Genomic DNA, 12,907 nt, shown 5'->3' with positions numbered 1-12,907 from the left:
TATTATTGGTTGCCAGTTTTTCAGCACTTATAACGGGTTGTGGCGGCGGTAGTTCAGACACAAGCTCGCAAAGTATCCCAACACCCACCCCAAGCACAACCACCTACACAATCGGCGGCTCCGTTTCAGGCCTTAACGGATCCTTGACTATTAAAAATAATGCTACTGATCAGTCAATTATCACTTCTTCAGGACAATTTACTTTTGATAAACCAGTTAGCCAAGGTGGCCAATATAACGTCACCATAACCGCGCAACCAAATACCCAAACGTGCACTCTTTCCAATTACTCCGGCACCAATGTAAACGAGAATATAACCACGATTTTAATTATCTGCACCAATAATCCCCCGAGTACTACATCCTTATCTTTGAGTACAACTACTTTAGCTTTGGCTACAAGTGGTACTCCAAGAATAGTTATCGTCACAAATACAGGGCAAGTTTCTGCATCAACAGTAAATTTCTCAGCGAATCCAGTACTTCCCTATGGCACTACTAGCGCATCAACTTGCGGTGGGACCTTGACGGCAGGATCATCATGCACCATAACCATCACACCAGGATCTGCAGCGAGTGCATCTGCATCAGCAGGCACTGCAGCAGTACCTAGCACCTTAGCAATCAGCGGCTCTAATACCAATAGTCTGGATGCAAATATTTATGTCCTGACATATGGAAGTATTTATCAATCTGGGTATATCTTTTCTATTGATGATTCCCCTTCTGCCACAAATAATATTGGTGGAAAAGTTTTGGCTTTATCAAGTCAGCCTACATCTTCTTATTGGAGTACTACAGACAATAACATCCCAGGCATCACTGAAACAGATACATCACCTTGTAATGGGGCTAATCATGGGCGTTGTGATACAACTCAGATAGTTTCTTACTACACGGCACTCAGTGTTCCATATGGTCAATATGCAGCCGGACTATGTAAATCTACAATTAGTGGTTATGGCGATTGGTATCTGCCATCGATTTGCGAAATGAATAATACAACCAGCTTAGTATCATCATCATGCAATCCAGCAACGCAGGATATCCAATCAAAACTTGTCAATACAGGTATCGTACCTTTGACTAACTACTTTTGGAGCTCAACTGAAGTCTCTTTTAATCCTGCTAGTGTGGTATGGGTGAATTATTTTGACCCTTTTGGTGGAAGTGTCGTTAATGGAGCTAGCAAAACGACTGCATTGGCATCCGTTCGCTGCACAAGAGCACTAACAAATTAACTAACTTTATTTATTCTTATAGGAGTTTTTATGCGTAAGCTATTTGCCGCTATTGTTGTTGCTGTTTCTTGTTTTGCTAGTCAAGCAGCATTTGCTGGGCCAAAGGTCGAATTTAAAACTACGATGGGTAATTTCGTAGTGGAGTTGGATGATGTTAAAGCTCCCAAGACAACTGCCAACTTTTTACACTATGTGAAGAGTGGTTTTTATAACGGCACGATCTTTCATCGCGTTATTGATGGCTTCATGATTCAGGGCGGTGGCTTTACTGCCGACTTAACTCAGAAACAAACGGATGCTCCAGTGGTTTCTGAAGCCCAGAATGGCCTGAAGAACAACGCCTACACCATTGCGATGGCTCGTACATCTGATCCTGATTCTGCAACTTCGCAGTTCTTTATCAATGTGAAAGACAATCCAGCATTGGACTACCCTAATGCAATGGGTAATGGATATACCGTGTTTGGCAAGGTCATCTCTGGTACTCAAACCATTGATGCCATTCGTAAGGTACCGACAATGGTTGCACCCGCTCCGCGCATGGGCAGAATGGCAGATGTTCCTACTAAGCCAGTCACCATCGAATCTGCCACGATTCTGAAGTAATCCGAACTGACTAGGTTAGCCGCGATGATTTTGCTCGATGATGCGCAAAGTACCGCGGCTTCACCTACTAGCCGCCTGTATGAAAATACAATTCACTACTGGCGAGTTCTTCCAAGCAACGATCGCAAAGCGGATTTAGCTTCGTCTCAGAACTGTCTTGCTGAAATATCTGCCGCTCTCTCTAGAGGAGAATATGTTGTAGGCGCTTTTGCTTACGAATTAGGTAGGCACTTTCACAAACTGCCACATAGATCAAATCTATCTGAGAATCCCCATCCTTTAATTGAGGCTTGGTCTTTCTCAGACTTCAAAAAATTATCCAAGCAAGATGTAGATCTCTGCATTAGCCAAAAGCTGGCCTCCTTTAATCCATCCCAAAGAAATGCTGGGGTAATGGATATTAGGGAGTCTTTAAATGAGGCTCGTTTTGCAGCTGATATTGATGCAATTCAAGAATACATTCGCAGTGGTGATACCTACCAGATTAATCACACCTATCGGATCACAGGCAAAGCTTATGGCGCTCCACTTGCCCTGTATAGTCGTTTAAGAGATCGCCAGCCCGGGCGTTTTGGTGCTTATATAGAGCATGCAGGCAATTTTCTGTTATCACAGTCCCCTGAATTATTTATTGCACGCGATGGTGATACATTAAAAGCAATGCCAATGAAAGGCACTGCTAGTGCTTTATCTGAAGTAGCGAGCGCCCTCTCTGAGGACCCAAAGAATCAGGCAGAGAACGTCATGATTGTTGACTTGTTACGCAACGATCTGAGCCGCATCTCTCTGCCAGGAACGGTAACCGTTCCTAACTTATTTGAAGTAGCAAGACATGGGGATGTTTTGCAAATGACTTCCACTGTGCAAGGTCAGATCAAACCAGAAACTACTTTGTTTGATATTTTCAAAGCCGTGTTTCCATGCGGGTCTGTTACAGGGGCCCCAAAAAAACGCAGTATGGAAATCATTCAAGCATTAGAGCCTGAGGATCGGGGCTACTACTGTGGCGCCTTAGGCTGGCTTGATCCCAATGGCAATTTTGCTTTTAGTGTGCCGATTCGTACTGTTGAAATTACTGAGGATAGTCAGTCGCATACCTCTTCCTTCACGCTAGGTATAGGCGCTGGCATTACCAATGATTCTGATGCCAGTCAGGAGTGGCGGGAATGTCGCATTAAAGCAGCCTTCTTAATGGATCTGCCAAGTGCCATAGGCTTATTTGAGACTATTGCAGTTATTAGCGGTGTGCCTCAGAGATTAGATACACACTTACGCCGCCTGTCTGCATCTGCGATTGCCTTAAGAATGCCTTTTCAACTTGAGACTGCCCAGAATTTGATTTGCAGTACTTGTGCATCACTTGATAAAAACTTGTTATATCGATTAAGACTTGATCTCTCAAATACTGGTGAGCTATTGGTTACAACTGCTACGATGGATTTGATCAATGAACCCGTCAAAATATTCTGGGTAAAAGATATTCTGCCGGGTGATACAACGATGTTTTCTGGAGACGCTTTACTGCGTCATAAAATCAGCAATCGATCTCTCTATGACCAAGCTTGGCAAGAAGCCGTGAACTTAGGTGGATTTGATGCCTTATTTGTCAATGAACAAGGCTTTGTTACTGAGGGCGGAAGGACTAGCATTTTTGTTAAACCTCAGGGTAGCTCTGAATGGCTTACGCCACCAGTATCGGCCGGTCTCTTGCCTGGGGTAATGCGTGCCGCCCTACTTACAGATCCCACTCTAAATGCCCGTGAAGCCAAACTGACTATTAATGATGTTTCAATGGCAGATGAGATTATGCTTAGCAATGCATTACGCGGCGCCATCAAAGCCCATTTTTAGAAAGTCAGCATGAAGTATTGCTCTAACTGCGCCTCAGTATTAACTATCAAGATTCCAGCGGATGACTCTCGTGAGCGTCATGTCTGTGAAGCGTGCGGCAGCATTCATTATCAAAATCCTCGCAACGTAGTGGGAAGTATTCCGGTATACGGCAAGCAAGTGCTCTTATGTCGTCGTGCGATTGAACCTCGTCATGGCTTTTGGACTTTACCTGCGGGCTTTATGGAGTTAGGTGAAAGCACTAGCCACGGCGCAGCCCGCGAGACTCTGGAAGAAGCTGGTGCCGCCGTGGAAATTGGACCACTCTATTCTTTGCTGAATGTGCCTCACGCAGAACAGGTGCACCTATTCTATTTAGCCACGATGACCCATCCAGAATTTTCTGCTGGTGAAGAAAGTCTTGAAGTAGCCCTTTTTCATGAGCATGATATTCCGTGGGAAGAATTGGCCTTTCCCACTGTCAAGCAAACCCTTGAATGGTTCTTTGCAGACCGCGCTGCTGGCAACTTAGAGGCTGGTAAGGAATTTCATGTGCGCAGTCGTGACGTTCTACCTTCCGAAAGAATCTAAAGAGTCAATATGGGTCAGATTGCCTGGCTAGGGCCCAACGACCCTTTCCCAAATCCGCTGCTTGAGGCAGATCCCGATCCCAGCGTTCCTGGGCTCATTGCCGTCAGTGAGCAGATATACCCCGGTCAACTAGCTCGCGCCTATCAACAAGGTATTTTTCCGTGGTACTCGGATAACCAACCTATTCTCTGGTGGTCGCCGGACCCTAGAATGGTGTTAAAGCCCAGCGCCTTTAAGTGCAGTGAATCTTTGCAAAAGAATATTCGACTCTTTTGTCAAAGCACGCAGTCACAGATATTGGTTGATGCCGATTTTGGTGCGGTCATACGCTCCTGTGCCACGAGCACTCGCAAAGATCAGGATGGTACTTGGATTACCCATGAAATCATTGATGCCTACACCGCACTTCACGAAGCAGGCAACGCCCACAGTATTGCCGTAATCGAAGATGGCCAGCTTACTGGCGGACTTTATTGTGTTGCCTTTGGAGGAATGGTGTTTGGTGAGTCTATGTTTAGTCGTAAGACCAATGCATCAAAAATCTCTTTAGCAGCCCTGAGTGCATGGTGCCTGATGAATGAAGTCCAGATGATCGACTGCCAGCAAGAAACGGCTCACCTGTTGTCCTTAGGTGCCAGCCCAATACCCAGGCAGGTCTTTTTAGAGCAACTGCAAATATCCTTAAATCAAACTAAGATTGAGAAATCCTGGACTTTTGACAAAGCAATTTTGCATCACTGGTTATGACTCAGCTTAAAGAACTTCCCCTAACCACCCTGCAGTTCTATGCAACTGCTCCCTATGCTTGTAGCTACCTACCCAATAAAACAGCTCGCTCACAAGTAGCCACACCATCGCATCTGATTCATGCGGATGTGTATAACGATTTACTTAATGCTGGCTTTCGTCGAAGTGGTTTGTATACCTATCGACCATATTGCGACGAATGTAAAGCCTGTATTTCTACGCGTATTTTGGTAAATCAATTTACGCCTTCTCGCAGCCAGCGCCGCGCCCAAAAAAAACACTCTGATCTTCAGGCCTCAGTCCTCAATCTAGGTTACCAAGAGGAACACTACCAACTCTATCAACGTTATCAAACTGAGCGGCACGCAGGTGGTGACATGGATAGCGATGATCAAGATCAATACATGCAGTTCTTATTACAAAGCCGAGTGAACTCCCGTATTGTGGAGTTTCGGGATGGTCCACATGACCCGCACCCCGGTCGATTACGTATGGTGAGCATGATCGATATTCTGGAACAGGGAATCTCTTCTGTTTATACCTTTTACGACACCACAAGCTCTGCGGCCAGTTATGGTAGCTATAGCATTCTGTGGCAAATTGAACAAGCTCGCATATTGGGTTTGCCTTACCTTTACCTTGGCTACTACATTAAGGAAAGCGACAAGATGTCGTATAAGGTGAAATATCAACCCATGGAAGGTTTGATTGACGATCATTGGCAAGAGCTCCCTGAGTCATAATATCTACCCATGATCGGTCGTTACTCCCTCCTCCGCCCCTGGCTGTTTTCTATAGACCCAGAAAAGGCGCACAACCTCACCTTAAGCAATATGGACCGTGCGCAGCGCTGGGGTTTATTGGAGCGTTTAGTAAGCAAGCCCATTAATGATCCACAAACACTCTGTGGCATTGATTTTCCTAACCCAGTTGGATTAGCGGCAGGCTTAGATAAAGATGGTAAGCATATCGATGCACTCGCTGCATTGGGGTTTGGATTTTTAGAAATCGGCACAGTCACGCCACGGCCACAGCCTGGCAATCCTAAGCCACGCATGTTTCGTTTACCGCAAGCTCAGGGCATTATTAATCGCATGGGCTTTAATAACGATGGCGTTGATGCCTGTGTTGCCAGAGTGCGTCGCTCTCAGTTTTGGCAAAGTGGTGGTGTACTTGGTTTAAATATTGGCAAGAACGCCAGCACCCCGATTGAAGAGGCTTCTCGAGATTACATCCTGGCGATGGAAGCCGTTTATGAAATCTCTACCTATATCACCGTCAACATTTCTTCACCGAATACCAAAAATCTGCGCGCCTTACAAGGCGAAGAAATGCTCCGCGAATTATTGGGCAGTCTTGATGAAGCCAGAAAGCGCTTAAGCGATCGTTATGGCGTACGCAAACCACTCTTTTTGAAAATTGCACCCGATCTAGACCATAGCGACATTCATCTCATTGCCGATCTCCTGCTCGAGTTTGGCATTGATGCTGTCATCGCCACCAATACAACCATCTCTCGTGATGTAGTCAAGGGAATGGAATTTGGTGAAGAGGCTGGCGGTTTATCTGGCGCGCCCGTGCGTAATGCCTCTAATATTGTCATCAAAGCTTTAAAGGCGAGATTGGGTAATCAACTACCCATCATCGGCGTGGGCGGCATCATGAGTGGCGCAGATGCCCGTGAAAAGATCATGGCAGGCGCCAGCTTAGTGCAACTCTATAGCGGCCTGATTTATCGAGGGCCTGACTTAGTCAATGAGTGTGCTGCTGCTTTAAGGCAATCCTAAAAGAGCCTTAATCCCCTGATTCCCTATAAAAAGGGGATATTGTCAGCAGATGCCTTTGTAAAATAGCATTTCATAATATGCAATTTCGTCCGAAATCGCTACAATGAGACCTATGAACACGAGCAAGACCATCAAAACCCCCAAATCTACCGGCGAGGTTGGCAAGACAGCTATCCAAGTGGTGGAGCGCATGATGAATTTGCTAGACGCTCTTGCTGAGCAAGAAGAATCCAGCAGCCTGAAGAATCTCGCAGAGACAACTGGACTGCACCCTTCTACTGCCCACCGAATTTTGAATGACCTCGTTGCTTGCCGATTGGTTGAGCGTGGCGATGGTGGCACCTATCGCCTTGGCTTAAAACTTTTAGAGCTGGGTAATTTAGTGAAGGCACGCTTATCTGTACGTGAGGCTGCACAACTACCAATGCGTACTCTCCATAAGCTCACTGGTGAAACCGTTAACCTATCAGTGCGTCAAGGCGATGAAATTGTCTACGTTGATCGTGCTTATAGTGAACGCTCAGGCATGCAGGTAGTTCGTGCCATTGGTGGTCGCGCCCCCTTGCATCTCACATCGGTTGGCAAACTCTTCCTCGCAAGCGACGACCCTGGACAAGTACGTGCTTATGTCACTCGCACCGGTTTGTCTGGACACACTCGTAACAGTATTACCGAATTGGGCAAACTCGAAACTGAACTCAATCACGTGCGTAAAGTGGGTAGCGCTCGCGATGACGAAGAACTAGAGTTGGGTGTGAGCTGTTTAGCTGCAGCCATTTTGGATGACACTGGGAAATTGGTTGCCGGCTTATCTTTAAGCGCCCCAACGGATCGTATACAGGCAGATTGGCTCCGCGCTCTACAAGAGACTGCCCTACAGATATCCAAAGGCATGGGCTTTAAACCCAAGTCTGCCGAGCCAGGCTCAGCAGCTTAATTCATTAGTTACATCAAGCGACGAATGGGTTGCGCGCCCGATGGCATGCGCTCATACCAATCGCGCACCCGCACTGCATCGGCAAAACGGGATTGCGTTCCTACCGAATCTAAAAAGACCAATAGCAATGGCGTGTTGTTTACTCTTGCCTGCATGACTAAGCATCGACCTGCAGCGTTAATGAAGCCAGTCTTCTGCAATCCAATATCCATATCCCCGGAACGTACCAAACGGTTTGTGTTCAAAAACTTTTGCGGGCGATTGGCGATCACCATCGTTAAATCTGGCCAGGTTGAGAACTCACGAATGGTTTTGTACTGATAGGCAGCATTGAGCATGCGTGTGAGATCTTCTGCTGAAGCAACGTTCTCACTAGTCAGTCCAGTGGGATCCTCAAAGTGAGAGTGCTCCATACCAAGATCTTTTGCCTTACGGTTCATAGCAGCAACAAATGCGGGTAGCCCGCCGGGATAGTTTCTGGCTAGGGTATATGCGGCGCGGTTCTCAGAGGACATCAAAGCCAAATGCAGCGCATCTTCTCGGGTAAGTGAAGTGCCTTCAGCCAAACGAGAGTGCCGATAAATATGCGCGTCTTCAGCATTAATCACGACGACCTCATCCATCGGCAATTTTGCATCGAGCGTCACCATGGCAGTCATGAGTTTGGTGATAGAGGCAATAGGCAAACTGACCGAAGGATTCTTCTCGTAATAGACTTCCTTTGTGTCTTGATTGACCACCATCACTACAGTGGATTTAAGATTGAGCTCATCGCGCTGACCACGCAAACCTAATGCAGTAGCTAATGATGGAGGTCCTGCAACTACGGGTGCAGATGATCTAGTAACAGTGACGCGGACAGTCTTGGCTCTTTTGGGTGACTTAGTCACCACTTTTGTTGACTTTGCTTGCTTCTGCTTATCTTTTGTTGCGGCCTGAACAGGTGCGTTACCCAGCACTCCCAGCCAAAAGAGCAATGCAATGACTAGGGGCCAAAATCGATTCAAACGCATCCCAAAATACCTTCCAAAACTTTCAACATACGGAATGATAATTAATTTCCGAAGACAAAGCGGTTTTATTCGCCCCAATCCAGGTAATTTATCCCACCAAATGACTGCCCTACTCGGCAATCGTCGCTACTGTATTGGTCTGACGGGCATTCACTAACACCACGCCAGTCATCGTCAAACACAAACCTACTGCCATCAGCAATGTAAACGGCTCATCAAATAAGAGCCAAGCCATTGCAGCGGTTGTCGGAGGTGTTAAATAGAGCAAGCTAGTCACCTTAGTGGCTGCCCCCTTGCGAATCATCATAAATAGCAAACTGATGGATCCGATTGATATGGGGAATATCGCCCATAGCAGCGCACCAATGACCGACGCATTCCAAACCATCACTCCAGTTTCAAAGAAATACATACAAAAGAAAGAAAGGATGGCGGACACGCCAAATTGAATTGTAGATCCGGCACGCAGGTCAAATATGGGGCAGAATTTCTTCTGATATATCGTCCCAAAAGTAATTGAGAGCAAAGCAGCAAATGCCAGAAAATAACTTATAAGCGGAATACTCAATAACCCCACTTTTGCAGCGACAACTAAAGCAACCCCCATAAATCCAAACACCAAACCGATCCATTGCCTGGTTGTAACTTTCTCGGAAACCCATGCGGCGAACCAAGCAGTCAAAATAGGCTGCAGACCAACTATCAGAGCCACTAATCCAGCGGTCATACCCAATCTAACCGCAACCCAAACACCCATCAAATAACCAAACTGCAGCAAGATCCCGGCAATAGCAATGTGCTTGATTTGAGACCGACTGGGCCAGGTGATTCTCCAGACGAGGCTGAGCGCTGCCATAGCCGCTAGAACCCCTGCAAAACGCCAAAATAGGAAGGTGGCTGGCTCTACATATGGCATTGCCATACGCGCAATCACAAAGCCGGTACTCCAAATGAGGACAAAGATCGGTGCAATGGCGTTATCAAGCGAAAGCTTCATGGGTAACTTACTGAAAATATTGAGATTTTTTTACTGAGACTCTAATTTTAGGCTCTTTTCTCATTTGAACCCTTCATCTCCATGGCAAGCCATTTATGCTGCAACGCAACATCTATGCCATACAATGGTGCAAAGAGAGTACATTAGGTAAAAGCCGAAGATCAAAATATTCAAAACAGTTAAACGGAAAGAGATGCAGATGAACTTAACTCCAGAACAAATTGCAGCCGCACAAAAAGCAAACTTAGAGACCTTGAGTGGATTGACCAATCAAGCTTTGCAAAGCATTGAAAAGTTGGTTGAGCTCAATATGCATATTGCGAAACAAAGTTTGAGCGATAGCATGAATAGCGCCAAGAAAGCATTGGAAGTGAAAGACATTCAGCAGTTGCTAGCCCATCAAGCCGAAGCAGTGCAACCAATGGCAGAAAAAATTATGGCCTATAGCCGTCATTTATATGAGTTAGCTCACGAAACACAAAACAGCTTTACCCAATCTGCTGAAAAAGAATTTCAAGCCGGCCAAAAGAAAATTAACTCTTTAGTAGAAGAGTGGACTAGAAATGCACCGGCTGGATCAGATGCAGCTATGCAAGCAATGAAGCAAGCAATTGCTTCTGCAAATAACGTATTCGAAACTAGCCAAAAGGCTGTGAAGCATGCGGTCGAAGTTGCGCAAACCAACCTCAGCACCGCCACTGAAACAGTGTTGAAGACTGCCGATACAGCTAGCAAAGCTCCGAAGAAGAAGCAATCTAGGTAGGCCTCCCTCGAGGGCCCAATCAAGAAAACTCTTTCGAACGCAAAAGCCCCGAGCAGTCGGGGCCTTTTCTTTTCAGAGCGCCCTACTCGATCGGAATAAAGACTTCATTTCTTCTAGGCTGAGGCAATTGATTCTTTAAAGCCAATTCTGAAAGTCGCTCATTGAACTCAGACTCCTGAGCTGCTGCTCCACGGTACACCTCCATCCAAGTCTCCTTGCCATCTTGATCTGGCAATGGTCTTTTGAGTAACTCACAAACTAAACCCGGGAACTCATGCGATAACTGAGCATGCATTTTTCTAAGATTACTTAAGACCAGAGGATATTCTGAAACAACAAGTTTAAAGTAAACATATAAGTTCATTTACTGCCATCCATTCCATTCCAGCGAGTTACCAGCGTATTATCCAGGTCGAAAAGATCTAGGCATCTTCCAACAGTGTGATTTACCATATCCCCAATAGACTCTGGCTTGGCATAAAAGGCAGGTACTGGAGGCATCACAATTGCACCACATTCGGTAACCTGAGACATAGAGCGTAAATGACCCGCATGTAGGGGGGTCTCTCTGACCAACAGGACCAAACGACGACGCTCTTTTAACGCTACATCAGCAGCCCTAGAAACCAGACTACTAGTCACCCCACTAGCAATCTCTGACAACGTTCTAATTGAGCATGGGGCAATAACCATGCCAAGACTCTTAAAGGAGCCCGAAGAGATGGAGGCGCCAACATTTTTCGCAGAATGAACAACATCAGCCATAGCTTCAATTTGGGCTGGCTTGTAATCTGTTTCCGCTGCCATAGTCAACTTCGCTGAGTCACTCATTACCAGATGAGATTCAATGCCAAGATTCTTCAGAGCCTCCAGAATACGAATTCCATAAATCGTTCCTGATGCACCTGTAATGGCAACAATTAAGCGTTTGTTCAAAATAAGTCCTAGTAATTAATTTGATGTCAGATATGCGGTTATCGGAAACTGAGGATCAAGCACAGCATCTAAATTTATCGCCTCTTCCCCGGGAATCTTGACCTTGGTAAATACGTGCCCTTCATAAATGAGCGGCTTAGTTGCATCTAGACCCATCTTTGAACTCATCCCTTGAAATTGAGCAGGGATCACTCCATCTTCATCGATAGGTAATCCAACAGTCGTAGAGGGATCTAAAACAGATCCTTGAGCATCATGGATAACAATCAAGCCACGTTTAGCTTGAAATCTTGTAGCTATAGCCCATTCAACCTGAGCAGGGTCATGGACATCGACATCCTCATCCACCACCACAACATGCTTCACATCATAGTGAGAACTAAAAGCGCCTGATATTACATTCTTAGGCAAGCCCTCATGCGTCTTTTTAATCTGAACATAAAGGTGATATCTTCCGACGCCACCGAGCGATAAATGCACATCTAAAACGCCAGGGAAGCTTCTTCGCAGATGGGACAAAATTGTTGCCTCTCTAGGAATGGATCCAAGTAATAGATGCTCTAGCTCTGCTGGAACAATGGTGTGAAATATTGGATCTTTTCTATGAGTCACTGTATCCACCACAATTACCTGGCGCTTCTCTTGAGAGCTATAGTATTTAGGATACTCGCCGAAGGGGCCTTCCAGCTCACGCACCTTAGGCGGAATATGCCCCTCAATCACAATTTCTGCATTTGCTGGTACCAGAACATCATTGCTTAAGCATTTCACTACATCTAAAGGCTGTCCATGTAGGGCACCGGCAATTTCTAGCTCATCTGAATCAATCGGCGCAATCGCCTGAGAGGCAAGAAGTGTCAATGGATCTACGCCAATAACCACCGCAACAGGCAATGGCTGATTCAACTCTTCAGCAGCCTGTTGAAAGGCATGCAGATGTCTAGGCAAAATTAGCACTGCCATGCGATCTTTTGAATTTACCTGAATACGGTTGATTGAGACATTTTGGACGCCAGTCTTGGGGTTTTTTGCAATTACCAAACCGGCAGTGATGTACGGCCCACTATCATGCTCGCTGTGTGTAGGAACCGGCAATAAAGTTCTCACATCAAAATCACGATGCACAACCTCCTGGCAAGGGCCCTCTTTAACTAAATTACAAGGCAAGGGATTATCGGCCGCCAAACGATATGCATTTAGCAAATCAGCCTCACTCACACCCATTGCCTCGGCAATCCATGAACGCGAAGACATAAAACCGGAAACTACTGGCATTGAGTGCCCATCTGGGCCCGGGAAAAAAACGCTACTTTTTCCATCTAGCTTTTTAGCAATGGCTGCTAGCTCGTGCTTGAGCAAGACATTCTTCTTGGTAACAACCAAACGATTGGTATCGGCAAGGTGGGATAGCCATGTTCGAAGTTGGGTAAATTTTTTCATCAATGCAACCTATAAGATA

At 45.9% G+C, this 12,907-nt stretch carries 14 protein-coding genes; 9 read left to right on the top strand and 5 right to left on the bottom strand.

The window, feature by feature from the left end:
• Positions 1-5: 5 nt before the first annotated feature.
• From ICN44_RS05275 to ICN44_RS05240, 8 genes are all read left to right on the top strand, one after another.
• The gene (locus ICN44_RS05275) at positions 6-1,241 is read left to right on the top strand and encodes a DUF1566 domain-containing protein (protein ID WP_216263018.1); all 1,236 of its coding nucleotides are present in this window, start codon (positions 6-8) and stop codon (positions 1,239-1,241) included.
• 30 nt (positions 1,242-1,271) lie between these two features.
• Complete coding sequence (locus ICN44_RS05270; protein WP_216263017.1) at positions 1,272-1,847, top strand: peptidylprolyl isomerase; 576 nt, start codon at positions 1,272-1,274, stop codon at positions 1,845-1,847.
• 24 nt (positions 1,848-1,871) lie between these two features.
• Positions 1,872-3,698, top strand: coding sequence for a bifunctional chorismate-binding protein/class IV aminotransferase (locus ICN44_RS05265; RefSeq protein WP_216263016.1), 1,827 nt, complete (start codon positions 1,872-1,874; stop codon positions 3,696-3,698).
• 9 nt (positions 3,699-3,707) lie between these two features.
• Positions 3,708-4,268: an NUDIX hydrolase gene (locus ICN44_RS05260; protein ID WP_216263015.1), complete on the top strand. Its 561-nt coding sequence runs from the start codon at positions 3,708-3,710 to the stop codon at positions 4,266-4,268.
• Between the two features lie 9 nt (positions 4,269-4,277).
• Positions 4,278-5,015, top strand: coding sequence for a leucyl/phenylalanyl-tRNA--protein transferase (aat, locus tag ICN44_RS05255; RefSeq protein ID WP_216263014.1), 738 nt, complete (start codon positions 4,278-4,280; stop codon positions 5,013-5,015).
• The gene (locus ICN44_RS05250) at positions 5,012-5,758 is read left to right on the top strand and encodes an arginyltransferase (RefSeq protein ID WP_216263013.1); all 747 of its coding nucleotides are present in this window, start codon (positions 5,012-5,014) and stop codon (positions 5,756-5,758) included. Before aat ends, ICN44_RS05250 begins: the two co-directional genes overlap by 4 nt.
• Positions 5,759-5,767: 9 nt before the next feature.
• Positions 5,768-6,802 (top strand): quinone-dependent dihydroorotate dehydrogenase, encoded by a 1,035-nt coding sequence (locus ICN44_RS05245; RefSeq protein WP_216263012.1) that lies wholly within the window; start codon positions 5,768-5,770, stop codon positions 6,800-6,802.
• A 103-nt stretch (positions 6,803-6,905) separates the two neighbouring features.
• Positions 6,906-7,739: an IclR family transcriptional regulator gene (locus tag ICN44_RS05240; RefSeq protein ID WP_216263011.1), complete on the top strand. Its 834-nt coding sequence runs from the start codon at positions 6,906-6,908 to the stop codon at positions 7,737-7,739.
• Positions 7,740-7,747: 8 nt separating this feature from the next.
• On the opposite strand, the gene ICN44_RS05235 is transcribed toward ICN44_RS05240, so the two are convergent.
• Complete coding sequence (locus ICN44_RS05235; RefSeq protein WP_216263010.1) at positions 7,748-8,752, bottom strand: serine hydrolase; 1,005 nt, start codon at positions 8,750-8,752, stop codon at positions 7,748-7,750.
• A gap of 109 nt (positions 8,753-8,861) precedes the next feature.
• Entirely contained in the window at positions 8,862-9,749 is an 888-nt protein-coding gene (locus tag ICN44_RS05230; protein ID WP_216156878.1) for a DMT family transporter, read from the bottom strand.
• Positions 9,750-9,948: 199 nt separating this feature from the next.
• On the opposite strand from ICN44_RS05230, the gene ICN44_RS05225 reads away from it, so the two are divergent.
• Positions 9,949-10,512 (top strand): phasin family protein, encoded by a 564-nt coding sequence (locus tag ICN44_RS05225; protein ID WP_216156881.1) that lies wholly within the window; start codon positions 9,949-9,951, stop codon positions 10,510-10,512.
• An 82-nt stretch (positions 10,513-10,594) separates the two neighbouring features.
• Here the strand turns inward: ICN44_RS05225 and ICN44_RS05220 are convergent, their stop codons facing one another.
• The 3 genes from ICN44_RS05220 to ICN44_RS05210 are packed head-to-tail and all read right to left on the bottom strand — an operon-like array spanning position 10,595 to position 12,888.
• Positions 10,595-10,876 carry a DUF4936 family protein gene (locus ICN44_RS05220; protein WP_216263009.1) on the bottom strand — a complete coding sequence of 94 codons (282 nt, stop codon included), beginning with the start codon at positions 10,874-10,876 and terminating at the stop codon, positions 10,595-10,597.
• The gene (locus ICN44_RS05215; RefSeq protein WP_216157678.1) at positions 10,873-11,451 is read right to left on the bottom strand and encodes a UbiX family flavin prenyltransferase; all 579 of its coding nucleotides are present in this window, start codon (positions 11,449-11,451) and stop codon (positions 10,873-10,875) included. Before ICN44_RS05215 ends, ICN44_RS05220 begins: the two co-directional genes overlap by 4 nt.
• A gap of 12 nt (positions 11,452-11,463) precedes the next feature.
• A complete protein-coding gene (locus tag ICN44_RS05210) occupies positions 11,464-12,888 on the bottom strand; it encodes a UbiD family decarboxylase (RefSeq protein ID WP_216156886.1) in 1,425 nt (474 codons plus the stop codon).
• Positions 12,889-12,907 lie beyond the last annotated feature (19 nt).

The organism is Polynucleobacter sp. JS-Fieb-80-E5 (genome assembly GCF_018882015.1).
Lineage (GTDB): Bacteria > Pseudomonadota > Gammaproteobacteria > Burkholderiales > Burkholderiaceae > Polynucleobacter.
This window is presented reverse-complemented; position numbering and strand designations above follow the sequence as displayed.

Bases quoted from the DNA above. Each gene is read 5' to 3' on its own strand.
- ICN44_RS05235 (WP_216263010.1), bottom strand. From the start codon at position 8,752: ATGCGTTTGAATCGATTTTGGCCCCTAGTCATTGCATTGCTCTTTTGG.
- ICN44_RS05230 (WP_216156878.1), bottom strand. From the start codon at position 9,749: ATGAAGCTTTCGCTTGATAACGCCATTGCACCGATCTTTGTCCTCATT.
- ICN44_RS05240 (WP_216263011.1), top strand. From the start codon at position 6,906: ATGAGACCTATGAACACGAGCAAGACCATCAAAACCCCCAAATCTACC.
- ICN44_RS05250 (WP_216263013.1), top strand. From the start codon at position 5,012: ATGACTCAGCTTAAAGAACTTCCCCTAACCACCCTGCAGTTCTATGCA.
- ICN44_RS05225 (WP_216156881.1), top strand. From the start codon at position 9,949: ATGAACTTAACTCCAGAACAAATTGCAGCCGCACAAAAAGCAAACTTA.
- ICN44_RS05245 (WP_216263012.1), top strand. From the start codon at position 5,768: ATGATCGGTCGTTACTCCCTCCTCCGCCCCTGGCTGTTTTCTATAGAC.
- ICN44_RS05265 (WP_216263016.1), top strand. From the start codon at position 1,872: ATGATTTTGCTCGATGATGCGCAAAGTACCGCGGCTTCACCTACTAGC.
- ICN44_RS05260 (WP_216263015.1), top strand. From the start codon at position 3,708: ATGAAGTATTGCTCTAACTGCGCCTCAGTATTAACTATCAAGATTCCA.
- ICN44_RS05220 (WP_216263009.1), bottom strand. From the start codon at position 10,876: ATGAACTTATATGTTTACTTTAAACTTGTTGTTTCAGAATATCCTCTG.
- ICN44_RS05270 (WP_216263017.1), top strand. From the start codon at position 1,272: ATGCGTAAGCTATTTGCCGCTATTGTTGTTGCTGTTTCTTGTTTTGCT.
- aat (WP_216263014.1), top strand. From the start codon at position 4,278: ATGGGTCAGATTGCCTGGCTAGGGCCCAACGACCCTTTCCCAAATCCG.
- ICN44_RS05210 (WP_216156886.1), bottom strand. From the start codon at position 12,888: ATGAAAAAATTTACCCAACTTCGAACATGGCTATCCCACCTTGCCGAT.